The sequence below is a fragment of the Avibacterium gallinarum genome (genome assembly GCF_002921135.1).
Lineage (GTDB): Bacteria > Pseudomonadota > Gammaproteobacteria > Enterobacterales > Pasteurellaceae > Avibacterium > Avibacterium gallinarum.
Genome location: NZ_PQVJ01000031.1, coordinates 1 through 23,715, shown reverse-complemented (window position 1 = coordinate 23,715; position 23,715 = coordinate 1). Strand labels below are relative to the sequence as shown.

The following is a 23,715-nucleotide window of genomic DNA, read 5'->3' as shown; positions in this document are numbered from 1 at the left end:
TAATGAATACTTTAGATATTACCCATTTAACCTGCTGCTATAACAATCAGCCCATTTTGCAAGATCTTAATTTATCCATAGAAAATGATGATATTGTGTGTTTGCTCGGCGCAAGTGGCTGCGGAAAAACCACCTTGCTCAAAGCCGTTGCAGGATTAATCCCACTGAGTGCAGGTAATATTCGTTTGCAAGACAAAGAAATTCAACATCTTGAGGCGAATGAGCGAGAAATAGGGCTGATCTTTCAAGATTATGCCCTTTTCCCCCATTTAACCGTGGCAGAAAATATTTTATTTGGTTTGCATCAAATAAATAAAAGCGAGCAAACAAAAACCTTACAAAAAATGACCGCACTTGTGCATTTACAAGGGTTGGAAAAACGCTATCCCCACGAGCTTTCAGGTGGTCAGCAACAGCGCGTTGCCATTGCCCGCGTGCTAGCTTGTCAGCCCAAATTATTATTGCTTGATGAGCCTTTTTCTAACATTGACAGCCAAGTTCGCCATCAAATGATCGAAGAAATTCGCCATATTCTAAAACAACAGCATATTCCCGCTATTTTTGTTACCCATAGCAAAGAAGAAGCCTTTCTCTTTGCGGATAAATTAGCGGTAATGAACCAAGGGAAAATCTGCCAAATCGGCACGCCAAGCACGGTTTACCAACAGCCAAACAGCCCTTTTGTCGCCAACTTTTTGGGAGAAATGAATTATCTGCCTTGCCACCCTATTGATGATCAGCATTGCCAATCGCTACTTGGCGTGCATTTGTGTTCCCCCCCTCAATCACAACAAACACCGAACTATCTCGCAATCCGCCCAGAACAACTACAATTACGCGTGGCAGATACCCCAACACAAGCCAACGGCATTATTCGCCAACAGCGTTTTCTAGGTGCTTATTATAAATATCAAGTGGAAGTGGCAGGACAGTCTTTGAATGTGATTAGCCAACACGAATTTCCCTTACATAGTGCGGTGCAAATTGACTTAAAAAATGGCGTTACACCGTTGTTATTTAGCGAAATGCTAGAGGGATAATTGTCGATAAAAATGCCATAAATGTATCCTTCATAATACATAAGCCTTTTGAGGCGGAAAAATTCCCTTACAAATTATTTACTCTTATTCGAGAGAGGCGATTTTTTATCTATCATACCTTCATACCTTTGCGAAAAGGGGCAAGGTAATAAAAAAATTGTTGTAAGCATATATAGCAGCAATCTTACTGAATATTGAAATTTTGTATTAATCCATATATAGGTTGATTATCATACAATATTCCAATTGTGACTTTATTCAAGTTAGCTTATATTATCATCAATAAAAAGCGAATATTTAATAAGGGATAAACAATGAACACCCTAAAATTCCCCGATTTTTCTGTTTCCAAAGGCCTCCACTTCACCCTTGAAGTGGCACAACTGCCACCTGACACCTTCCGTGTTGTCAAATTCGATTTCGAAGAAGGCTATAATTCCCTCTTTAAACTCTCCATTGTCGCGGCAACACAACATAACCAGCTTCCATTTGGTTCACTACTCGACTGCGCCGCAACTCTTTCTATCTGGCAAGATGGTGAGCGACAACGTAATATCTCCGGTATCGTCACACAAATCAAACTCGGTAAAACCGGTGAACGCTATACCTTTTATCACTTTACCCTCTCCCCTCATCTCTGGCGATCAACCCAAAAAAGACGCTCGCGCATTTTCCAACATACCAGTATTGAAGCTATCTTAAAAACCCTGCTAAGCGATTCCGATGTGCTTTTTCACACCATTGATATCGCCTACCGTACAAGACGGGAATATTGTGTGCAATACCGCGAAACCGATTATGAATTTTTCCAACGGATTATCGGTGAAGAAGGCTTGTTTTTCTTTTGTACAGAAGATGAACATAATCAAATTGACCGGCTCTTTATTTACGATGATGCCCATCGTTTATCCAAGGAAGATACCCTCTCCCTTGACTATAATGCCAATCCTACCGTATTACGCCGAGCCCCTCATCTCCGCACCTTCCAATGGACCGAACAAATCCGTCCTTCTGAAGTGTTATTAAAAGATTACACCTTCAAAAAACCAAACTGGAATGCGGAATATGGCTTACAAGGCACACAAGAAGAGATTCAATTCCAAGGAGACTACCCTTACTACGACTACCCTGGTCGCTATAAAAATGACAGTGGCGAACGTTTTGCCCAATATCGTCTCGACAGTTTACGCCGTGATGCTCATACAGGCGAGGGAGAAAGCAATCACCCAGCTTTAAGAATAGGCCAACTCTTACACATTCATCGCCATCCTCGTGCTGACTTCAATCAGCCTTGGCAATTAACTTACATTCAACATCATGGCGAACAACCGCAAGCCTTAGAAGAGGAAAGCCATTTTAGCCAACGTGAAAACACCACCTTTATCACTAATCGTTTTGAATGTCTTTCTCCGGAGAAAACTTTCCGTAGTAATTTCCCTCAAAAACCACAAATCTGTGGCACACAAACTGCGGTAGTCACTGGCCCCAAAGGGGAAGAAATCTTCACGGATTACCAAGGCCGAGTGAAAGTGAAATTTCATTGGGATAAAGGGGAATTCAACGATTCCAGAAGTTCTTGCTGGGTGCGTGTTGCTCAACCTTGGGCAGGGCAAAACTGGGGAATGCTCACTATTCCACGTGTTGGGCAAGAAGTGGTGGTGAGTTTTTTAGAAGGCGACCCTGACCAACCGCTGATTATTGGACGCGTGTATAATGAGCTACAAATCCCTCCGGGTAATCTGCCTGCCACCTATACCCAAATGCACATTAAATCGAAAACCTACAAAGGAGAGGGTTACAACAGCATTCTCTTTGAGGATGCCGCGAACCGAGAATTATTTGAAATGCATGCCCAGCGGGATATGACCACACTGGTTGAACATGACCAAAAAAATCACATCAAAAACCACCGCACTTTAACAGTTAACGGTAGCCAACGTACTCAAATTGACCAAGGCAGAACCACCCAAATCACCACCGGTAATGACATCAAAACCGTCTTAACGGGAAATAATCTTGAAACCATCAGCTTACTTAAAGCTATCCAAGCGAAAGAGATTTTCAACGCGGCACACGACCGCATTGAGCTTGAAGTGGGCAAACAAACCAGCCTGACGATGGACAATGAAAAGATTCTCCTTCGTTTTGGTAAAAACACGATTTTGATGAATGAAGAAGGCATTTGGTTGGATGGCGTGCATATTGGAATGCAGGAGAAGGAGTTGCAAGTGCCGGATAATACTGGAGAGCCAAAACCAGATGGAGAAATTATTCAATTATATTGGTCTTATGGCGAGGAGTTAATTAAGTTAGAGGATCTTTCTCGTCATTATACGGACTTAAATTTACATATAGTCAAAGAGAATGGCAGAGCGGGCGATAAAGTCGAAGCCATAATTGAATATGAAACAGAAAATGGAAAAGAAAATGTGATTGTAAGCGGTATTATTGGCAATAATAGCGAAGCAGTCATAAGAAATGTTTTTGAAAAAAGAAATCTAAGTTTTAATAAGGAATAATTATGGCAACAATTACTGCTCGGGCAGGAAACAGAAAGCGCTCTATAAAGGTGAGAAGACCGCCTTGGGATAAGGTATATGAGGGATATCCTAAACGAGAAGATCCCACTTCAATAACAAATGAAAATGATGAATATGCTGAATTAGTATTTATATCAATAATGGGGGAGAATTATGACAGAAATATCTTTATAAATGCCTGTGCTACAAGATTATCCCTCGCTTTATTAAATGGAGGAATGAAACCACCTAGGAACTACCCAATTATAAAAGGAAAATTTGCAGGTAAAGGTGTGATTGTCAGTGCGGCAAAAATGATCGAATGGTTAAAAAAGCAGTTTGGTTCTCCGGAGGTTTTTATAAGATATCCAGAATCCTTGCAAGAAATACAAAATGCAATTGGAAACCGTAAAGGTATTTATGGCATGATAGCTAAAGACCCTAAATGGGCTAGTGGACATGTTACTCTATGGCATAAAAATAATGCAATTGGAGGACATAATTATTTTTTAGAAGCAAAAGAAATATATTTCTGGGAGTTAAAATAAATGAAGAAATTAAATGTAATAATATTTTCACTACTCAGTAGTTTATCTGCGTCAGGAAATTTAGAAAATATAAAAAAAGATTATGCCTCAGATGGCGAATTATATGGCCAGTTTTTAGACTTAGGAAATAGCGTCTGCCTAGATAATGTTTTATATTCACAAGGTTTTTATAAAAAAATAACCATTACTTTTTTAAAAAACATTCTCAAACATTAAATGGTTTAAACTCTAAGTTTGACTATTACTATAAGTGGAGTGATATAAAAATAATTTTAAATAAATACTACAATGAAAACATTAACAACACTATTAAAAAATATAAATTAAAGGATGAATATTTTAAGTTGGAATATAGCTCTCCAACATTTATCTGTAAGGATCTATTTACTGACAATAAAAAACTAAAGAAGTTGTATAAGGATTTTATATATAAATATAATTTATCTGACTTAAAATAATTTTAAGTTTTAAAAGCGCGACTATAATAATTGAAATAGGAAATTACATATTGAAATTGACCAAGGCAGAACCACCCAAATCACCACCGGTAATGACACAAAAGTAAAAGTTATAAAATATATAAAATCAATGATGTCTCATTAGATAAAAACATAACTTTCTTTGAGGACTTATGATAATAGTAATGAACCACCTAATAATTTCAACAAAAAAGAGATATGTAAAAAATATGGAAAGGTTATAAACAAATATAATTTGTTTTATAGAAACTGCACAAAAGTTACTAATGACTCATTAAAGCATGCTGGCAAAAACATATTTAACATTGAATTAAAAGACTCTTCCGATAATATAGAATATAGATACAAAATAGAAGGAATCATTGCACCATTAGAATTAGGAAACTTTATGGAGACTAGAAAAATATCCTCAATTAACATTAGTGACTTCACATCACAAATAAAGTCCTATTTCAACTAAAAAGAGATGAAATATGAAATACATACTATTTACAATCCTTACCATTCTTTTTGTATTAATAATAATCGATATTAACCTAAATATAAAATATAGTATATTCGTTGATGAAACTATGGATCATATCCTTTACAAGAGGATATTTTCTTTTTTATTCTTGCAATCATCTTCTGTCAATTCACTTTCTTTTGAGTTTTTTTTCAAAAAGAAGAAAATATTTTATTTTCTTATCTTTAATCATGCTCTCTCTATTAATTGGCGGATGGGCTTTCATAAATACCACTAACTCATTTAAATCGAACATAGAAAGAGAGGTTATTTCGATATATCTTGAATATTTTTTATTATTTTTTATCTCTGTTTTGTTATTTATATCGAAGACTTATATTAAAATAAAAAATTGAAACTATATAAACAACATACATTCAGAAATGTCTATTCTCAGATTCCTAAAGGAGTAATATTATAGAAAGGAGTTAAAATGAGACTTATTCTATTATTTTTGTTTTTTAAGCGTATCCTGCTTTGCTAAAGAAAAAGAGGTATTTTTAGACTTTAGAGATTATGCCTTAAAACTATGCTTAACTATAAACTACAAAGAACTTGGCATTGAATTAAATGACGCCTCTAAATTATCCGAAAATTTACCCCTAGATGTGAGGGTTCAAGTATTATGAGAAAGAAAGTGGGGTAATCTTTGCTGAAAAATAATGCGTTAAAAATTGGAATGTTATGTAGGCTATAAAAAGTAAAAGCCTTGAAATTTCTTTCAAGGCTTTAAAATCTGGTGGAGATAATCGGGATCGAACCGACGACCTCTTGAATGCCATTCAAGCGCTCTCCCAACTGAGCTATATCCCCGTAAATGTGTTGCTTATAATAATTAGCAGAATGAATGCTGTCAATATTAAATTCACTGCATTCATTCGCTAGATTAAATATTAAACGCTTTGCATTAGGCGTTTTGTGCCTTGATAAAATCAATGGCTTTTTGAATGCGGGCGAGGGAGCGATCACGTCCGATGCCAACTAGAGTAACGTCCATAGACGGAGATTGCCCTGCGCCTGTTACGGCAACACGCAATGGCATTCCCACTTTGCCCATTCCTACACCGAGTTCTTCCGCTGTTTGTTCAATAGCTTGGTGAATTGGCTCAGCCGTCCATTGAGAAAGAGCGGTCAATTTTTCTTTGACTTTTTCAAGTGCTTCAGCCGCCCCAGATTTAAAGTGTTTTTTCACCGCACTTTCGTCAAAATGATCAAAATCCTCAAAGAAGTAACGGCTTGCAGTTGCCATTTCTTTTAACGTCTTACAGCGCTCACCGAGCATTACAACAATCTCACTTAATGCTGGCCCATTGCTGGTATCAATGCCTTGATGTTGATAATGCCAGGCAAGGTGTTTAGCCACATATTCAGGTGGTAATTCGCGAATATAATGATGATTTAACCATAACAATTTTTCTGTGTTAAATGCGCTCGCAGATTTGCTTACCTGAGTTAATTCAAACAACTTGATCATTTCTTCTACGGAGAAAATCTCTTGGTCGCCGTGTCCCCAGCCTAAGCGTACTAAATAGTTGAGCAACGCTTCAGGAAGAAAGCCATCATCGCGATATTGCATTACGCTCACTGCACCGTGGCGTTTAGACAATTTCTGTCCGTCATCACCTAGGATCATTGAAACGTGTGCATAAGTCGGAATTGGCGCATTTAACGCTTTCAAAATATTAATTTGACGAGGAGTATTATTGATATGATCTTCACCGCGTACAACGTGTGTAATGCCCATATCCCAGTCGTCAATCACTACGCAGAAGTTATATGTTGGTGAACCATCAGTACGGCGGATAATTAAATCATCAAGCTCACTGTTGCTGATCTCAATGCGTCCACGCACGGCATCATCAAATACTACGGAACCTTCTTGTGGGTTTTTGAAACGCACAACGTGAGGAGCATCTGGATTCTCTGGCGCGTGATGTAAGCAATAGCCATCATAACGTGGTTTTTCTTTATTTTTTCTTGCTCGTTGCGTAAATTTTCTAAACGCTCTTTGGAACAATAACAACGATAAGCCAAGCCCTGTTCAAGCATTTGATCAATCACTTGATTATAACGATCAAAGCGCTTCGTTTGGTAATAAGGGCCGTGATCCCAAGCTAAGTTAAGCCATTCCATTCCTTCTAAAATCGCTTGCGTGGCTTCTGGCGTAGAACGTTCTAAATCAGTATCTTCAATGCGTAATACAAATTCACCTTGGTTATGTTTTGCAAATAGCCAAGAATATAATGCGGTTCTCGCACCGCCAACGTGCAAATAGCCAGTTGGGCTAGGCGCAAAGCGAGTACGAACTTTCACGGACGGATCTAAATTAAATAGCGGTTCTGCTTTCATTTTATTTATAACCTTTGTTTACAGTAAAATTAAATCGGCGGTATTGTACTATGAGTTCATCTAATTCACGATAAAAAAAGCAAGTTTATGTTTATTTTTACAACACTTAAACAAAAATATGCAAAAACTTATTGACTGTGTTTTGAGAACACTTATAATGCCAACCCACAACACAAGGGCGATTAGCTCAGTTGGGAGAGCACCTCCCTTACAAGGAGGGGGTCACTGGTTCGAGACCGGTATCGCCCACCACTTTTTTAAGGACTTGTGTTGTAATGCTTAAACTAACGTGGGCGATTAGCTCAGTTGGGAGAGCACCTCCCTTACAAGGAGGGGGTCACTGGTTCGAGACCGGTATCGCCCACCACGCCAGTTTAAGTTCCCAGTTTAACTTTTCACAAAGTTAAATCCGATAGCTAGAAATAGCATTCTGTCGGGCGATTAGCTCAGTTGGGAGAGCACCTCCCTTACAAGGAGGGGGTCACTGGTTCGAGACCGGTATCGCCCACCACTCTTTTTCTTTTATAACTCTATTACATCTAAAAACTTTACTGGTTTTTGTTATATTTCTTATTCAACAACAAAAATCTCTTTCAATTTAATTTACTAATTAAGTTTATCCAATTAAAAGAGATCTAAATTATTTCTAATTCATTAGCAGTATTATCCAATATGGAATTGCTTTGCTACTTTTCTCAATAATAAGAATATCCAAGGCCATAATACGCCAGTGGTAATTGCGCCAAAAATCTCTTGCCAATTAAAGACTGCACTATGCAAGAATAGCTCAACGATAAAAATTCCTATTCTGACACCAAAAACAGCAAGAATAACAAATATTCCTTGCATCCATAAAGATAAATTCCAAATTAATACGCTATTCACTGCAAGCAAATAAGCAAAAACAGAAAGCACTAACGCGTGGATTCCCAAGGTTGAACCGAGTACAAGATCCCAAGCAATTCCCATAAGAAATGCTGTGCCGACACTAATTTTTGAAGGCATTGCTAAGATCCAATAAGTTAAGACCAGCAATAACCACGCTGGCTTGAAATTATGCAGGCTAGTTGGCCAAGGTGCAATTTCTAACACCATTGCAATTAAAAAGGTGGATACAATAAACAATAATTGTAAAACAGCACGACCTCGCATTAATCTTCCTCTCGATAATGTTGCAATTCAGGATCAACAGGTTCAGAAGGAATTTCCATTTGTTCCGTATGAATCTCCTCTAAAGTTGGAGTTGATGGCTTTTCTTCTGGCTCTTCCGCTGTCATCGACGGTTGCACAATTTTTTGCTTTTTCTGAGTTTCAAGACGCTGACGAACGGCTTTGCGCACATCTTCTGGCGTACTAGAATTTACTTTACGCATATCTTCATTGGTTGGCCATAAAAGTAAGACATAACGTAAACGCTCAATCGATGCGAGTGGTTTTGCCGTGATAGTGGCGAAATAATTTTTTCCATCGCGCGATACATTTTCCACAATGGCGACAGGGTAGCCTTCAAGGAAACGCCCACCTAACCCTGATGTAACCAATAAATCCCCTTTCACAATATCCACTGAGCGTGGTACGTTGTCTAGGGTGAGCTCATCACTGTGTCCCGTGCCACTTGCAATTACGCGTACATCATTACGCAATACTTGCACAGGAATGGAATGGGTAACGTCCGTTAGTAACAGCACACGACTGGTGTTGCTTCCTACAGAAATAATCTGCCCAACTACACCTTTTTCATCAATAACGGGTTGTCCCACATAGGCACCGTCATTTTCCCCTTGGTTAATGACCACTTGCTGCCGATAAACATCAGTTTCTGCGGTTAAAACTTCAGCGATTTTTTTATATTCATCGGTGCGTAATGGCGAATTTAGCAATAAACGTAAGCGTTGGTTCTCTACTTTCAGTTGATCCAATAACAATAAGTCGGCGTTTTTTTCGCGCAGTTGTTCTCTTAGGACTTTGTTTTCGATTTGTAATTTGTTGGTATCAACAAGATTGTAAGACACACCGTCTAATACGGTTCTTGGGGTGTTGGCAAGATAATAAACGCCACCAATTGCTGTTTCCATTATGCTACGTGCTTTTATCATTGTGTTGGTTTGTCCATCAAATAAAATCAGCACAATAGAAGCAATCACGGCAAAAATTAAACGAATGCCAAGGTAGGGAGCTTTTCCAAAGATCGGTTTCATTAATATGGCTCAGAAAGAAGTGCGGTCAAATTTTTCGCATTTTTTGACCGCACTTTTATAACATTGCAAATTAAATATCGTCGCTGAAAATATCAGCACCGTGCATATCTAATGCTTCGCCACCGCCACGAGCAACACAGGTCAGTGGATCATCAGCAACAATCACAGGTACGCCAGTTTCTTTCGATAATAAAATATCAATATTACGCAATAACGCACCACCACCAGTTAGCACGATACCGCGTTCAAAAATATCCGCTGCGTGTTCTGGTTGACATTCTTCGAGCGCAGTACGCACCGCAGTAACAATACCGTTTAATGGCTGTTGGATAGCTTCCAACACATCGCGTGAATTTAAGGTAAAGGTTCTTGGCGCACCTTCTGCAAGGTTGTGTCCGTGAACTTCTAGCTCTTTAATTTCATCACCTTCTTGAATATAGGCTGTACCAATTTCTTCTTTGATGCGCTCTGCGGTTGGTTCGCCAATGATAGAACCAAAAGTACGGCGTACATAGGCGATAATGGCTTCATCAAAACGGTCGCCACCAATGCGCACAGAAGAAGAATAAACGATGCCGTTTAAAGAAATCACCGCGACTTCAGTTGTTCCGCCACCGATATCAATCACCATTGATCCTGTTGCGGTGGAAACAGGCAATTTTGCCCCGATTGCCGCAGCCATTGGCTCTTCAATTAAGTACACTTCGCGCGCGCCTGCACCTAAGGCAGATTCTTTAATTGCACGGCGTTCCACTTGGGTTGCGCCTGCTGGTACGCAGACTAAAACCCGTGGACTTGGGCGCATAAAGTTGCCGCTATGTACTTGTTTAATGAAGTATTGCAACATTTTTTCGGTTACCGAGAAATCCGCGATAACGCCATCTTTCATTGGGCGAATGGCTAAAATGCTTTTCGGTGTACGGCCGAGCATTAATTTTGCTTCTTTTCCTACTGCCGCAATGCTTTTCATCGATCCTGCACGGCCTTGACGAATTGCCACCACAGAAGGTTCATTTAGCACGATTCCTTGCCCTTTCACATAAATTAATGTGTTCGCTGTACCTAAATCAATAGAAAGATCGTTTGAGAATAAACCACGAATTTTTTTAAATAACATAAGAATTCCGTTAAAGTAACTGTATAAAAAACACTCACGCGTAAGTGTGAGAAAAATTGCGCTAAATGTATCAAAAAATCAGCATTGATAACAGAAATTTTTTATCAAATCTGCTGAAAAAATTACCGCACTTTTATTTTGTTCTTTTTACTTTGCAAGAATTTGTTTTAAAAACCGTGCGGTGTGCGAACCTTTCACTTTCGCCACTTGCTCTGGCGTTCCTGTAGCAATAATTTCACCACCGCCACTTCCTCCTTCAGGGCCAAGATCCACAATCCAATCCGCGGTTTTAATCACATCTAAATTATGTTCAATCACCACAATGGTGTTGCCCTGATCACGCAAGCGGTGTAGCACTTCAAGGAGCTGTTTAATGTCCGCAAAATGTAAGCCAGTTGTCGGTTCATCAAGAATATACAAGGTTTTTCCTGTATCGCGTTTTGATAACTCGGTCGCCAATTTCACTCGTTGCGCTTCACCGCCAGATAGGGTGGTGGAAGATTGCCCTAGGCGAATATAGGATAACCCTACGTCCATCAAGGTTTGCAATTTGCGCGCAATTTGTGGAATGGCATCGAAAAATTCACGCGCTTCTTCCACCGTCATATCCAACACTTGGTTAATGGTTTTGCCTTTGTAGCGAATTTCCAAGGTTTCACGATTGTAGCGTTTGCCTTTACACTGATCGCAAGGCACATACACATCGGGTAGGAAGTGCATTTCTACTTTGATCACCCCGTCCCCTTGGCAGGCTTCGCAACGTCCGCCACGCACATTGAAACTAAAGCGCCCTGGGTTATAGCCACGCGCACGGGATTCTGGCACGCCTGCGAACAATTCGCGAATTGGCGTGAATAATCCTGTGTAAGTAGCAGGATTAGAGCGTGGCGTGCGTCCAATTGGGCTTTGATCAATATCGATCACCTTGTCAAAAAATTCTAATCCTTGAATGGATTTATGCGGCGCGGCTTGCGCATTTTCCGCACGGTTTAAAGCACTTTGCGCCAGTGGGAATAGGGTATCGTTAATCAGCGTAGATTTGCCCGACCCTGAAACTCCTGTAACACAAGTAAACAAGCCCACAGGGATTTCTAAATTGACATTTTTCAGATTATTGCCCGAAGCGCCTTTGAGTTTTAAGATTTTTTCTTTATCAAGTGCGGTGCGTTTTTTGGGAATTTCTATTTTTTCTTTGCCTGATAAGAATTTCCCCGTCAATGAATTTGGATTTTGCATAATTTCTTGTGCTGTACCTTGCGCCACCACACTACCGCCGTGCACGCCAGCACCTGGGCCAATATCAATAATGTGATCCGCGCTCAAAATGGCATCTTCATCGTGTTCCACCACAATCACTGTGTTACCTAAATTTCTTAAGTGAATCAAGGTGTTAAGTAAGCGTTCATTATCTCGTTGATGCAAACCAATAGAAGGTTCATCAAGCACATACATCACGCCAACCAAACCAGCGCCAATTTGGCTAGCTAGACGAATACGCTGCGCTTCACCGCCAGAAAGGGTTTCGGCAGAACGAGAAAGAGAAAGATAATTCAGCCCCACATTGACCAAAAATTGCAAGCGCTCTTTGATTTCTTTGAGAATTTTATCGGCAATTTGCGCGCGCTGCCCGCTTAGGGTGAGGCTATCCACAAAGTTAAAAGCTTCACCAATGCTCTTTTCGGAAACCTCAGGCAGATTTGTTTCGCCAATAAAAACATTACGCGCTTCAGGGCGTAAACGCGAGCCACCGCAATCCTTACAAGGACGCGTGCTGATATTTTTCGCCAATTCTTCACGCACAGACATTGATTCTGTTTCTTTATAACGGCGCGCCATATTATTGAGAATACCTTCAAAACTATGGCGGCGTAGCACCACATCGCCACGGTCGTTCATATATTGGAATTCAATTTCTTCTTTACCTGAACCGTGTAAAATAATGTGCTGAATTTTTTTCGGTAAATCTTCAAACGGGCTTTCCACGTCAAAGCCATAATGTTTGGCGAGAGAAGTCAGCATTTGGTAATAATAGAAATTACGTCGATCCCAACCTTTAATCGCCCCACCAGCTAAGGAAATGCTTGGATTTTGCACCACGCGTTTTTCATCAAAATATTGCTGAACCCCCAAGCCATCACAAGTCGGGCAAGCCCCCGCAGGGTTATTAAAGGAAAACAAGCGTGGCTCAAGTTCAGGCACGGAATAACCACAATGCGGACAAGCAAAGTTTGCGGAAAACAGCAATTCTTCCGCTTTCGGATCGTCCATATTCGCCACCACTGCCGTGCCGCCAGAAAGTTCTAACGCAGTTTCAAAGGATTCCGCTAAGCGGGTTGCCAAATCTGGACGGACTTTAAAGCGATCCACCACCACTTCAATGGTATGCTTTTTCTGTAATTCCAATTTTGGTGGATCAGAAAGATCGCAAATTTCGCCATCAATTCTGGCGCGGATATAACCTTGCGCGGCAATATGCTCTAAAATTTTAATATGTTCCCCTTTGCGATCTTTCACCACTGGGGCAAGCAACATCATTCGGCTTTCTTCCGGCAATGCCAGCACCTTATCCACCATCTGACTAATGGTTTGCGCCGCCAACGGAATATGATGATTTGGGCAGCGTGGTTCGCCCACACGAGCAAATAGCAAACGCAAATAGTCGTGAATTTCCGTGATCGTCCCCACCGTAGAACGTGGATTGTGCGAGGTGGATTTTTGTTCAATGGAAATCGCAGGGGATAGCCCTTCAATATGATCCACATCTGGCTTTTCCATTAACGATAAAAACTGGCGCGCATACGCAGAAAGGGATTCGACATAACGGCGTTGCCCTTCGGCATAAAGGGTATCAAAGGCCAGTGAAGATTTCCCCGAGCCAGAAAGCCCTGTAATCACAATCAATTTATCCCGCGGAATCGTCAGATTAATATTTTTTAAATTATGGGTTCTCGCCCCACGCACTTCTATTTTTTCCATAATCTTTTCGTCTGTTCAAGCAATTTAAGGTTATTTTGCGATCATTATCGCATAATCTGAAATAACTGTGCAAATATCCAGTTAATTTGTCTGGAATTAATAGCTTTTTCTCTTTTTTTAGGGCAAAATAACAAAAATTTTTACCGCACTTTAGGGGTTGTTGATAACTCATTGTACATTTGAGTTATCGTTTAAAATTAGCGCAATCGCGGCGCTGTTCGAAATCAAGAGTGGTTCTCTTGGTGAGAACGGCAACAAAGAGTGTGCTAATTTTAAACATAACCCGAAGGGCTGGGGCTATTTTTTGTGATAACTGTGTTGAATGTGGTTCATTTAGAGTGGCTAAACTTCACCACATTCGCCTTGTTCTCACCAAAAATAGCCGCCAGCTCAAATGTACAATGAGTTATCAACAGACCCTAACAGACAGAGGAATTTATGGCTGGAGTAAACAAAGTTATTATCGTAGGAAACCTAGGAAACGACCCTGAAATTCGCACAATGCCAAATGGCGAAGCTGTGGCGAACATTAGCGTAGCAACCAGTGAAAGCTGGATGGATAAAAACACTGGTGAACGCCGTGAGATCACTGAATGGCATCGCATTGTGTTCTATCGCCGCCAAGCGGAAGTGGCGGGCGAATATTTGCGCAAAGGCTCAAAAGTTTATGTTGAAGGGCGTTTAAGAACGCGCAAATGGCAAGATCAAAATGGTCAAGATCGCTACACCACAGAAATCCAAGGCGATGTGCTACAAATGTTAGACAGCCGCGCAGAACGTAGCCAAGGCGGCTATGCACCGCAAGGCGGGGGATATGCCCAACAAGGTGGTGGCTATGCAGCTCAACAAGGGGGCAATCAATATGCTCAACCTACACAGCCTGCATATCAAGCACAAAGAGCCGCACCACAAGGAACACCTGCGCCACAGCCAGTGATTGATGACGTGCCATTAGATGATGATATTCCTTTCTAATTCATTCCAAACTGCTTGGTGAATACCAAGCAGTTTTTGTTTTTCTTTGTAAAATCTCAATCCCCCTTTTTACCTATTTTATTTCTCAATATCACACTGATGAAAGAAATCCTTTTCTACACTTAATTTATATGATCAATTTATGTGATATAGATCATATAAAATTCCACCATAAAATAAAATTATTTTGGAAGGAATTGATTTAGTTATTTAGCTAGTATAGTCTCAATAATTATTTATAGATAAACGAAACAAAGTGCGGTGGAAAATTCAGAAATTTTACACCGCACTTATTTTTACCTTTTCAAATAACCAGTTGGTTTTCTCAGTTCCCAGCCTGTTGGGGTTTTGATTAAATAAAGGCTTTTATCTTTTGCCGCATAGCCACCTTTTACTGCATCTAAAATTAAATTTTGCGCTAAATTCGCTGAGAAGACTTCGGCTTTGCCTTGTTCTTCGGCAAGAATGACATATACCGCAAGGGTTGGGTTTTCAGGATCGGTTAAACGAATATCGGCAATGGAAAAAGGTTGTACGCATTGCTGTTTGAGTTCTGACCAAGTGTAGCCTGCTGAAGGAATGCAGCCTTTTTCATCGCGGTCTGCGCCTACTAAAGGCATTGACGAAGGGGAAGTACAGCCCATTATCAGGGCTGTACTGAGCAAGGATAACGTGATAGTTTTTTTCATCTTAGCGTCTTGGTAAATAGTTTACAGGATCAACGGATTTACCTTTGTAACGAATTTCAAAGTGAAGTTTTACACTATTTGTGCCAGAGCTTCCCATTTTGGCAATTTGCTGACCTGCGCGTACTTCTTGCTGATCTTTCACTAAAATGCTCTCGTTATGCGCATAGGCACTGAGGAAATCATCATTATGTTTGATGATGATAAGATTTCCGTAACCGCGCAATGCGTTTCCAGCATAAACGACACGACCCGCAGCGGCTGCATTAACCGCTTGACCACGCGAACCGCTGATGTCGATCCCTTTGTTCCCACCATCAGAAGTGGAGAACCCTTGCACGATTTTACCACTGGTTGGCCATTGCCACGCCACATTTGATACAGCTGGTGCTTGAGTTTGCACAGGTTTTGCTACAACTGGTGCAGTTGGGGTTACCGTTACAGGCGCTTGTGCAGCGGCTTGTGCTGGTGTACCAGTATTTGATTTGACTGGGCCAATAATTGAGCCGTCAGAGCCATATTGTGTGCCATTAGGGCCTGGTGTATAGGTTACCGCTGGCTCAACAGGTTTAGCTGGTTTTTCCACAGGTTTTGCTGTGCTAGTGGTATTCACTGGTGTTGGCGCTGGTGCGGTTTCGTTAGACACTTTCAAAGTTTGTCCCACGCTTAAGGTGTAAGGCTCAGACATATTATTCATTGCCGCAAGCTCTTTGACATCAATGCCGCAAATATAAGCGATTAAGAACATCGTATCGCCTTTGCGCACTTTATAGGTGTTCCCTTTATAAAAGCCTTTGTCGATTTTGCTGTAATCTGGCGCATTGGTTTCAGGATTACGCGGAATCTCAAAATTTTGCGAAACCTGTTGTACTTTGGCTTCTGTATTAGTCGCAGTTTTTTTAGTTTGTTGAACCACTTGATTTGTTTGTTGTTGCACTTGATTTGTTTGTCGCTGCACTTGGGCCACCTGCGGAGCTTGCACTTGTGGCGTTTGTACTTGCGGTGCTTGATAAGCAGGTTGCGCCGTTGGTGCAGTCATTGTGGCAGGCATACTTTGTTGTTGAATTTGTGGTTCCCAAGTATTGCCTGCGTTGCTATCTACGGGCTGCATTGTGCCTGGTGGTAATGCGCCATCAGCACTTTCTACAGGCGCTGGTGCGCTAGATGAACAAGCGGATAGCACTGCCACGCTAATAGGTAAAAGTAAAAATGATTTTTTCATTGGAGTTCCTCTATTAATTCATTGATTCTGGCATAGGTTGTTTTTCAATAATCGGTTGCCATTGGGCATCTTCCGTTGCGCCAGTGCCAAGCACAGGCTGCATCATTCCCGGTGGAAGGGCGTTTTCATCTTGCTGTTGTGGTTCTGATGAACAAGCCCCTAACAGAGAAAAGCAAGCAAATAAGATTAAAAATTTCTGCATTTTTGACCGCACTTTTATTTGAAAATGAAATAAATAATCACAGCAAGAAGCATCACCGCCCAGCCAATCCACTCAATGGATTGACGTAGCCGATGGGCAAATTTCTGCCCGCCCCAAGCGGATAATTTCGCCACCAAGATAAACCTTGCCAGCCGTGAAACGAGGGAAATGAGCAAAAAAGGCACAAATGCCATATGCATTACACCCGCACAGATAGTAAAAAGTTTATAGGGCAACGGCGTAAAGCCCGCAAGAAACATCACCATAACGCCCCAACGTTGAAACCAACTGAGCAGGGTGTCAAATTGTGCTTGATAACCAAGGCTAACGAGATAATGCTGAATACTATCAAAGGCATAATAGCCCAGTGCGTAGCCCACAATCCCGCCAATTGGGGAAGCGACGCCAGCATAAACGCCAAAACGCACAGCACGTTTGGGCTGAGAAATCGCCATTGGGATCAGCATTACATCGGTCGGAACGGGGAAAAAAATGGATTCAATAAAGCTAGTAAAAATCAGCCAACCCGTTGCATAGCGGTGGGTTGACCATTGCATCACTTTATCGTACAGCGTACCAAAAATTTTCAATCGACTATCCTCAAGCTGTTGTAAAACATTGCATTATTCACTTTTTAACCAATCTTGTAAAGATTGAAGTGAGTGATAAGCGGTCATATCTGCTTGGATTGGCGTAATGGAAACATAGCCATTTTTCACCGCGTGAAAATCCGTGCCTTCTTGCTCATATTCCGCCAAGCCTGCAGGGCCAATCCAATAGATTGTGTCGCCACGAGGATCTTGTTGTTTAATCACTTCCGCAGCCGCAGCACGATAGCCTAAATGGCAAACTTTGATGCCTTTAATTTCTTCATAAGGCAAATCTGGCACGTTAATATTAATGATTTCGCGGCTTTTCAGTAACTGATTATGCAATTTCGGCACAAGTTCGCACACAATGCGTGCAGCGGTTTCATAATGCTGACGCCCATCAAGGGATACCGCAATGGCAGGCAAGCCAAGATGACGGCCTTCAAAGGCGGCGGCAACCGTTCCTGAATAAAGCACATCATCGCCTAAATTTACCCCAGCGTTAATGCCAGATACCACTAAATCAATTTGCCCTGAAAGAAAACCATTTAACGCCAAATGCACGCAATCTGCAGGCGTACCATTAATGCAGTAATCCCCATTGTCTAATTTCATCGGGCGTAACGGCTCCACTAAGGTGAGCGAGCTGGACGCCGCGCTGCGATTACGATCAGGCGCAACCACCGTAACTTGTGCGATTTTACGCAATTCTTTGGCAAGGGCTTTGATGCCTTCGGCGTGAATGCCATCATCATTAGAGAGTAAAATATTCATTGCATTTCCTATTCAATAATCTGTACTAATTCGCGAACGAGCGCTGTGGCATAACTGCCAGCAGGCAGATAAAACGCCAGTTTTAGCCCTTCGGGTAAAAATTCCCAGTGCAAATGCTGTGCTTGCATTAAGAGCGGGCGGCGGCTTGGTTTCATTCGTTCTTTTTGCATTAAATTTAAAATATCTTGATGTTGCTGCACAATCGCCATTTCGCGCGGATTGGCAGACTGAATGCGTTCCCCAACTAAAGGCGCGGTGAGCAAAATATCTTGATTTTCTAACCGCTCTTTTAAGGCGTTTAAATCTTCATTTTCATCAACTTGAAACCAACTGTGCGAACCATTGAGCTGCACAATGTCGCCCAGTAAAATTTGCTGTGTGAGCTGTGCTTGAATGCGATCAGACACCACCAAATTAAAAATCTCACTGCGCGCGGCGGAAAGATAAAAACTCCGCTTTTTGCGATCTTTCACCTTAATTTCACCTTGCGCCCAACGCATCGCTTGGGTGAGATTATGCCCATCACGGCCAAAACGTTGTTCAGTAAAATAATTAGGAAAACCGAAATTTTTCAGCTTTTCCAACCGCACTTTGAGATCGTCTGTTTCTTTCGCATCACGCAATAAAATCTCAAAATGATTGCCATCTAGGCTGCCTGTACGAATTTTGCGGTTATGCCGTGTCACCTTGAGAATTTCCACACCCTCTAGCTGAAACTGGCTGAAATCAGGGGTGGGCTGGCCTGCCATATGTAGGCAAAACCACTGCTCAGTAACCGCCTTGCGATCTTTTAATCCCGCATAACTCATATTGCGCGCTGGAACGCCCGCAAACTCCGCTAATTTTTCGCCGACAAACAGCGTATTGGCATCGGTTTTTCGCACATAAAGGGCAACAAATTCCCCTTCGCCTGCCATTTCATAGCCTAATTCTTCTTTGACCATAAAATCCGCGCATTCTGCTTTTAAACGTGCTTGCTGTGTAGGTTGGGATTGTAAAAAGGCTAATTCTTGCATTGTTTTTTCTTGCATTTTAAGCCTTCACCAAAAGTGCCACCGCTTCACAAGCGATCCCTTCGCCACGCCCAGTAAAACCGAGCTTTTCGCTCGTGGTGGCTTTCACATTCACCTGTTCCACATCGCAATCTAACACCTGCGCAATGGCTGCACGCATATTATCAATATGCGGACGCATTTTTGGCGCTTGCGCAATGATGGTTACGTCCACATTGCCGATTTTATAGCCCTTGCCTTGCACTTGACGATAAGCCTCTTGCAGCAAGCCCTTGCTGTCCGCCCCTTTATATTGCGGATCGGTGTCTGGGAATAATTTACCAATATCCCCCAGCGCCACCGCACCTAGCAAGGCATCAGTTAGAGCGTGCAACGCCACATCGCCATCACTATGAGCCAGCAAACCTTTCTCATAAGGCACTGCCACCCCGCCAATCACAATCGGCCCATCACCGCCAAAGGCGTGTACATCAAACCCATGCCCAATTCGTATCATATTCTTTCCTAATTGCTGATCAAAAATAGTGCAAGATTATAGCATCACAAGCCCTATTCAAAAATGGATAATTTAAATGCGGTGGGATTTTTGTGGATTTTTTGTTGCTACCTTCAATTTTTGTTGCACAGCTTGGCTGAGCTTTTAACTGATTTATCGATAATAACTTTTTTTGCTTTATCATTATTCTAGCTACAAGGCTCATTTTTATATTTTAGGATTTGGTAACCATCAAAATTATCTATAACAATTCGGCCATAATCCGAACAATAGCGTAATTCAGATTTCCAAAATCCTAAAAAATGCAGATCGCTATCATTAAGCTTGCCGTTTATTCTTATTTTTATTGTGTAATATTTTAAATTGTATAGTATATTTATGTCATATTTTTTCTTTAAAAAGATAACTATCTTTTGTCCATTCTGTAGATCTTTGTATGGTTTAACAAAGCCACCTGTAAATACTGAATATAAAAATATTATAAATAAGCTAACAAGAAATGACACCTTAAATATTTTCAACTTTTTATCCTATAGGAAGTTTAAGTTCATCTATATCATAATAAAAACTTACTATCAAAAAAATCATTGCGCATTTATACACTTTTCTGAGTTATATCTATATTTTAACAAGGTATTGTTTTTATTAGATTTTAACTCAATCAGATTTTTATCTTTACAATAATCTCCATTATTTATCTCAAAGTAATTATTTCTTTCTAAAAAAGACTGATAGATTTCTTTATCCCCAGATAAGGTGACCTCTATCCTATAATACTTAAATCCATTTATTTCTTTTATATTCTTTGAAAGTCCTTCTTTATTAAGTTGATATAATAATCTTTGTCCACCTTGAGATTTATATGTGGAGTCTTTACCTTCTTTGCTACAGGTATGAAAAGCTGTAACTGTAAAAAAACACCCCCATAATGAATAAACCAAGAGATTTTCTTATCTCCATCTTTATATCCTCAAAACTATATTAGTTACAACGCTCGTCTTTTACATAGTATAAGAAAAATACTCCATCATTTTTACTTCTAATAACTTGAATAGATGATTTATCATAACAGTAAATATTATTAACTTTTCTAAATCCAAGAGATGTTAATTTTTTTTCATAATTTTTTATGCTGTCTTCAAACCATAAAGAGTATGAACTATGTACAGCGTTGCCATACTTTTTATTCTGTAGCTCTCCAAATTCTGATTTCAAAATAGAAATAATATGATTTGCTTTCTCTATATTTCTTTCCTTAGATCTCATTCCACTATAATGTATATAAACTAGAAACAATGGCATCATTATCATAAGTGGAAAAAAGTATTTTTCAATTGGTCTTTTTAAGAGCATATATTTTCCTCCTGTTTTTTAATCTATCTGTTCCAGCGATACCGCCTAGATGTATTATTATGGCATTTCTAAGAACTTATGATCTTCATACTCCCATCTAAATAACTCTCTTAATATTTTTAATATATCTTCCCAGAAATTACCCTCTATAGAAGATATAATTTCTCTTATTTGATTCTCAAGCTCATCAAAATCATCCAAAGAACAAACAATAGATTTACTCCCTAAAAATACCTTCTTTTTTTCTATATATTCTAAACTATATACATCTACATAAAAATAATCTGAGCCATCAACATCTTTTTCACCGATAGCTAAACATAAAGGTAGATAATATTCTGGATTGCACATTAATAATTGAGCATCTTCTTTTGTTGCTATATTTCCATTAAAGTCTATAAATTTTAGCTCTGCTCTCATAACTAATCCTTTTTAATATTTAAATGTAAATTGCTTTGAGGAATAAACTTACCTGAATTATCTGTATATTTACGCTTTCAATATTATTCTTATGAAACAGTTTGTATTTTCATTTATCTATTTTTCATTTCTATATTTATATCTCAACCAAGCCAGTAAAAGATATACCCAAGATATTGCCAAAGTAGTCTTTAAATTATCATATAAAAATGACCAGTCCCAGAAAAAAAATATCTTTTTCTACATATACTCTAATCATAAAAAGGATATACTTTAAGAAGAAAAGACAGTATAAACAAACAAAATATATAACACAGGAGATATAAAAATCATTTTTTTTCATATTCCACCTTATAAATGTTGTTAAACTGTTTTTTTAACAGGTCTGAATCACTTAATACCTCACTTGTAAATCCTGATGAAAGAGAATTTAAAAACGGATTTTTTAAACCAACTTTATTTGTTGCAGGATTCCACAGTGTTCCTGTTATTTCGCTAAATACATTCCAACTATAACCCTCCATGTTTTTAGTTGTTATTATGTTCACCACTACATTCACATCTTACTTCTTGTTTTTTCCATATTTATATTTTAACCAATTTAGGAGTAGAGTAAGAGGTGCTATACAAATCCATGCTTTGAATGCTTTTTTAAAAGAGAGGTTTATATAAAAATCATATTTAATATATGCATATATAGTTATAAGCAAATCATAAACCAGAAAAAGCACATATGATAAGATGGCAAAAATTAAGCAGTCTAAATAGAATTTATTTTTTTCTTTCATTAATATGTTCCTCTGCTTTATCTAAGGTGTTTTTTATGTTTTTATACTCTCCAAAATACTCACTGGCGTAATTAGAATAAATAGAGGTGTAAATTAGATTGTTATATTTTCCTCCAATCTGACCAATAAATTTTGAACTCAACGTTCCCGTTACAGCCCCTAACGCGTTTTTACCATAATCCTCAGGTTTCTCTGTCGTTACTGTATTGAGAATAATATTTGTGCTAAGTTGTTGACCTAACGTTCTCCCTCTTGTCAAAACCGTTGATAATTCCGATTTTATTAAGCTATTCACATCATAATCATTTTCATGAATGAGTTGATAGGCTGTATTCTCATTTATTGTATTTCTCACTCTCATACTTATATAAAACCCAATATATAATTAAGTAGGGAATATAGATAGATAATGTTATTATTAAAGCTTCATAGAAGAAAGTATTTTTAAAAAACAATACATTATCCTTTATATAAATATAAGCCATAAAAAATATATATTTAGAGAAAATTATACAATACATCAAACAGAAAATCTTAATGGTAGATAAATAAAAAATCTTATTCTTTGACATCTTCAATTTTGATCTCCTTTATGTTCTCATATTGATTTCTTAAATTATTAGGATCTCCTATCCATTCAGAAAATGTTCCAGAGGCAATCGATTTCATTACATTATTCTTTTTAAGAATATTAATTTTTTCCACGCCTCTACCACCTAATGTTCCAACTGCAGCTCCCAAAGCATTCCAACCATAATCCTCAGGTTTTTCAGTAGCCATTGTGCTTATTCCCACATTGATGCTTAATTGTTGCCCTACACTCTTTCCTCTAGTCAAAATCGTTGATAATTCAGATTGCAACAAATTATAAGGATCATATGGCTTATTTTGAGTTAATTGATAGCCTGTATTCACGATTGCCGTCGTACTTACATCTGTCAATAATGGATATTTCTCTGCGCTTACCACAATTTGCTTACCAACTGGACCTAGCTTATTCACAATATTTAATGCCGAACCAGTTAATATATTTCCAGTATAAAATGTTGCAGCCAACTCCAATCCGTCTTTCGTAGATTCTGCTACTCTTCCATTAAAGGATTCACTTAATGTTTTGGGGTTTTGAATATATTTTGCATTAAGGCGTTCATATATTCTTTCTTCTTCAGATTTATCTGAATCGGAAATAAACCAGCGACTTGGCAAAGATGAGCGATATTTTTCATCTAACGCATAGGCGTAGCCATAGCCTTTATAGTAATTTCCCGTAAGAATTTCTTTGAGATTGCGCTCAATATCTTGAGGAATTTCTCGGTTTTGTATGCTTTCTGAAACGTAACGTTTTGCGTAATTTTCATATTCAGCCCATTCTTGCGGTGTCATTTCCTCTGGGCGATAACGCGCTTTATCCACTAAATAATCACTTGTTTGATCATCTTTTTCATATTGAAGATATTCTACGATC

General features: G+C 39.3%; 22 protein-coding genes, 4 tRNA genes and 1 pseudogene. 8 read left to right on the top strand and 19 right to left on the bottom strand.

Going from position 1 to position 23,715, the window contains the following annotated elements; genetic code table 11:
- Positions 1-2: 2 nt before the first annotated feature.
- From C3007_RS09320 to C3007_RS09305, 4 genes are all read left to right on the top strand, one after another.
- The gene (locus C3007_RS09320; RefSeq protein ID WP_103854187.1) at positions 3-1,040 is read left to right on the top strand and encodes an ABC transporter ATP-binding protein; all 1,038 of its coding nucleotides are present in this window, start codon (positions 3-5) and stop codon (positions 1,038-1,040) included.
- Positions 1,041-1,354: 314 nt separating this feature from the next.
- Positions 1,355-3,559 carry a type VI secretion system Vgr family protein gene (locus tag C3007_RS09315; protein ID WP_103854186.1) on the top strand — a complete coding sequence of 735 codons (2,205 nt, stop codon included), beginning with the start codon at positions 1,355-1,357 and terminating at the stop codon, positions 3,557-3,559.
- Positions 3,560-3,561: 2 nt separating this feature from the next.
- Complete coding sequence (locus tag C3007_RS09310; RefSeq protein WP_103854185.1) at positions 3,562-4,107, top strand: T6SS effector amidase Tae4 family protein; 546 nt, start codon at positions 3,562-3,564, stop codon at positions 4,105-4,107.
- The gene (locus C3007_RS09305) at positions 4,108-4,323 is read left to right on the top strand and encodes a hypothetical protein (RefSeq protein WP_103854184.1); all 216 of its coding nucleotides are present in this window, start codon (positions 4,108-4,110) and stop codon (positions 4,321-4,323) included.
- A gap of 1,505 nt (positions 4,324-5,828) precedes the next feature.
- On the opposite strand, the gene C3007_RS09295 is transcribed toward C3007_RS09305, so the two are convergent.
- Positions 5,829-5,904: transfer RNA gene (locus tag C3007_RS09295), tRNA-Ala, on the bottom strand.
- A gap of 94 nt (positions 5,905-5,998) precedes the next feature.
- Positions 5,999-7,440 (bottom strand): annotated as a pseudogene (gene gltX, locus C3007_RS09290) (glutamate--tRNA ligase).
- Between the two features lie 176 nt (positions 7,441-7,616).
- Here gltX and C3007_RS09285 point away from each other — a divergent pair.
- The 3 genes from C3007_RS09285 (at position 7,617) to C3007_RS09275 (ending at position 7,951) form a co-directional block, all read left to right on the top strand.
- A tRNA-Val gene (locus tag C3007_RS09285) sits at positions 7,617-7,692 on the top strand.
- A 39-nt stretch (positions 7,693-7,731) separates the two neighbouring features.
- A tRNA-Val gene (locus C3007_RS09280) sits at positions 7,732-7,807 on the top strand.
- Positions 7,808-7,875: 68 nt separating this feature from the next.
- Positions 7,876-7,951 (top strand) — tRNA-Val (locus C3007_RS09275).
- Positions 7,952-8,103: 152 nt separating this feature from the next.
- Here the strand turns inward: C3007_RS09275 and mreD are convergent.
- The 4 genes from mreD to uvrA all read right to left on the bottom strand — a co-directional run bounded on the left by mreD (position 8,104) and on the right by uvrA (position 13,731).
- Positions 8,104-8,592, bottom strand: coding sequence for a rod shape-determining protein MreD (gene mreD, locus C3007_RS09270; protein ID WP_103854182.1), 489 nt, complete (start codon positions 8,590-8,592; stop codon positions 8,104-8,106).
- Positions 8,592-9,638: a rod shape-determining protein MreC gene (gene mreC / locus C3007_RS09265; protein ID WP_103854181.1), complete on the bottom strand. Its 1,047-nt coding sequence runs from the start codon at positions 9,636-9,638 to the stop codon at positions 8,592-8,594. The genes mreD and mreC overlap by 1 nt, the downstream gene beginning before the upstream one ends.
- A 70-nt stretch (positions 9,639-9,708) precedes the next feature.
- On the bottom strand, positions 9,709-10,755 hold the full coding sequence (locus tag C3007_RS09260) for a rod shape-determining protein (RefSeq protein ID WP_103854180.1): 1,047 nt from the start codon (positions 10,753-10,755) through the stop codon (positions 9,709-9,711).
- Between the two features lie 147 nt (positions 10,756-10,902).
- Positions 10,903-13,731 (bottom strand): excinuclease ABC subunit UvrA, encoded by a 2,829-nt coding sequence (gene uvrA / locus C3007_RS09255; RefSeq protein WP_103854179.1) that lies wholly within the window; start codon positions 13,729-13,731, stop codon positions 10,903-10,905.
- Positions 13,732-14,169: 438 nt separating this feature from the next.
- On the opposite strand from uvrA, the gene C3007_RS09250 reads away from it, so the two are divergent.
- Positions 14,170-14,706: a single-stranded DNA-binding protein gene (locus tag C3007_RS09250; protein WP_103854178.1), complete on the top strand. Its 537-nt coding sequence runs from the start codon at positions 14,170-14,172 to the stop codon at positions 14,704-14,706.
- Positions 14,707-15,002: 296 nt separating this feature from the next.
- On the opposite strand, the gene C3007_RS09245 is transcribed toward C3007_RS09250, so the two are convergent.
- From C3007_RS09245 to C3007_RS11590, 13 genes are all read right to left on the bottom strand, one after another.
- Positions 15,003-15,395: a hypothetical protein gene (locus tag C3007_RS09245; RefSeq protein WP_103854177.1), complete on the bottom strand. Its 393-nt coding sequence runs from the start codon at positions 15,393-15,395 to the stop codon at positions 15,003-15,005.
- Between the two features lies 1 nt (position 15,396).
- On the bottom strand, positions 15,397-16,614 hold the full coding sequence (nlpD, locus tag C3007_RS09240) for a murein hydrolase activator NlpD (protein WP_103854176.1): 1,218 nt from the start codon (positions 16,612-16,614) through the stop codon (positions 15,397-15,399).
- A 13-nt stretch (positions 16,615-16,627) separates the two neighbouring features.
- Positions 16,628-16,816 carry a hypothetical protein gene (locus tag C3007_RS09235; protein ID WP_103854175.1) on the bottom strand — a complete coding sequence of 63 codons (189 nt, stop codon included), beginning with the start codon at positions 16,814-16,816 and terminating at the stop codon, positions 16,628-16,630.
- A 14-nt stretch (positions 16,817-16,830) separates the two neighbouring features.
- Positions 16,831-17,406: a YqaA family protein gene (locus C3007_RS09230; protein ID WP_103854174.1), complete on the bottom strand. Its 576-nt coding sequence runs from the start codon at positions 17,404-17,406 to the stop codon at positions 16,831-16,833.
- A gap of 33 nt (positions 17,407-17,439) precedes the next feature.
- Positions 17,440-18,180, bottom strand: coding sequence for a 5'/3'-nucleotidase SurE (surE, locus tag C3007_RS09225; RefSeq protein WP_035685409.1), 741 nt, complete (start codon positions 18,178-18,180; stop codon positions 17,440-17,442).
- An 8-nt stretch (positions 18,181-18,188) separates the two neighbouring features.
- Positions 18,189-19,196: a tRNA pseudouridine(13) synthase TruD gene (truD, locus tag C3007_RS09220; protein WP_103854269.1), complete on the bottom strand. Its 1,008-nt coding sequence runs from the start codon at positions 19,194-19,196 to the stop codon at positions 18,189-18,191.
- 16 nt (positions 19,197-19,212) lie between these two features.
- Entirely contained in the window at positions 19,213-19,689 is a 477-nt protein-coding gene (gene ispF / locus C3007_RS09215) for a 2-C-methyl-D-erythritol 2,4-cyclodiphosphate synthase (RefSeq protein WP_103854173.1), read from the bottom strand.
- Positions 19,690-20,273: 584 nt separating this feature from the next.
- The gene (locus C3007_RS09205; RefSeq protein ID WP_103854171.1) at positions 20,274-20,630 is read right to left on the bottom strand and encodes a hypothetical protein; all 357 of its coding nucleotides are present in this window, start codon (positions 20,628-20,630) and stop codon (positions 20,274-20,276) included.
- A gap of 40 nt (positions 20,631-20,670) precedes the next feature.
- The gene (locus C3007_RS09200; protein ID WP_103854170.1) at positions 20,671-21,042 is read right to left on the bottom strand and encodes a DUF2777 family protein; all 372 of its coding nucleotides are present in this window, start codon (positions 21,040-21,042) and stop codon (positions 20,671-20,673) included.
- Between the two features lie 57 nt (positions 21,043-21,099).
- The gene (locus tag C3007_RS09195) at positions 21,100-21,462 is read right to left on the bottom strand and encodes an Imm8 family immunity protein (protein WP_103854169.1); all 363 of its coding nucleotides are present in this window, start codon (positions 21,460-21,462) and stop codon (positions 21,100-21,102) included.
- 329 nt (positions 21,463-21,791) lie between these two features.
- The gene (locus C3007_RS09190; protein WP_103854168.1) at positions 21,792-22,022 is read right to left on the bottom strand and encodes a hypothetical protein; all 231 of its coding nucleotides are present in this window, start codon (positions 22,020-22,022) and stop codon (positions 21,792-21,794) included.
- A gap of 211 nt (positions 22,023-22,233) precedes the next feature.
- The gene (locus C3007_RS09180) at positions 22,234-22,611 is read right to left on the bottom strand and encodes a hypothetical protein (RefSeq protein ID WP_165779979.1); all 378 of its coding nucleotides are present in this window, start codon (positions 22,609-22,611) and stop codon (positions 22,234-22,236) included.
- A 197-nt stretch (positions 22,612-22,808) separates the two neighbouring features.
- Positions 22,809-23,715: hypothetical protein (locus C3007_RS11590; RefSeq protein WP_165779978.1), on the bottom strand; the 907-nt coding region annotated here is incomplete at its 5' end.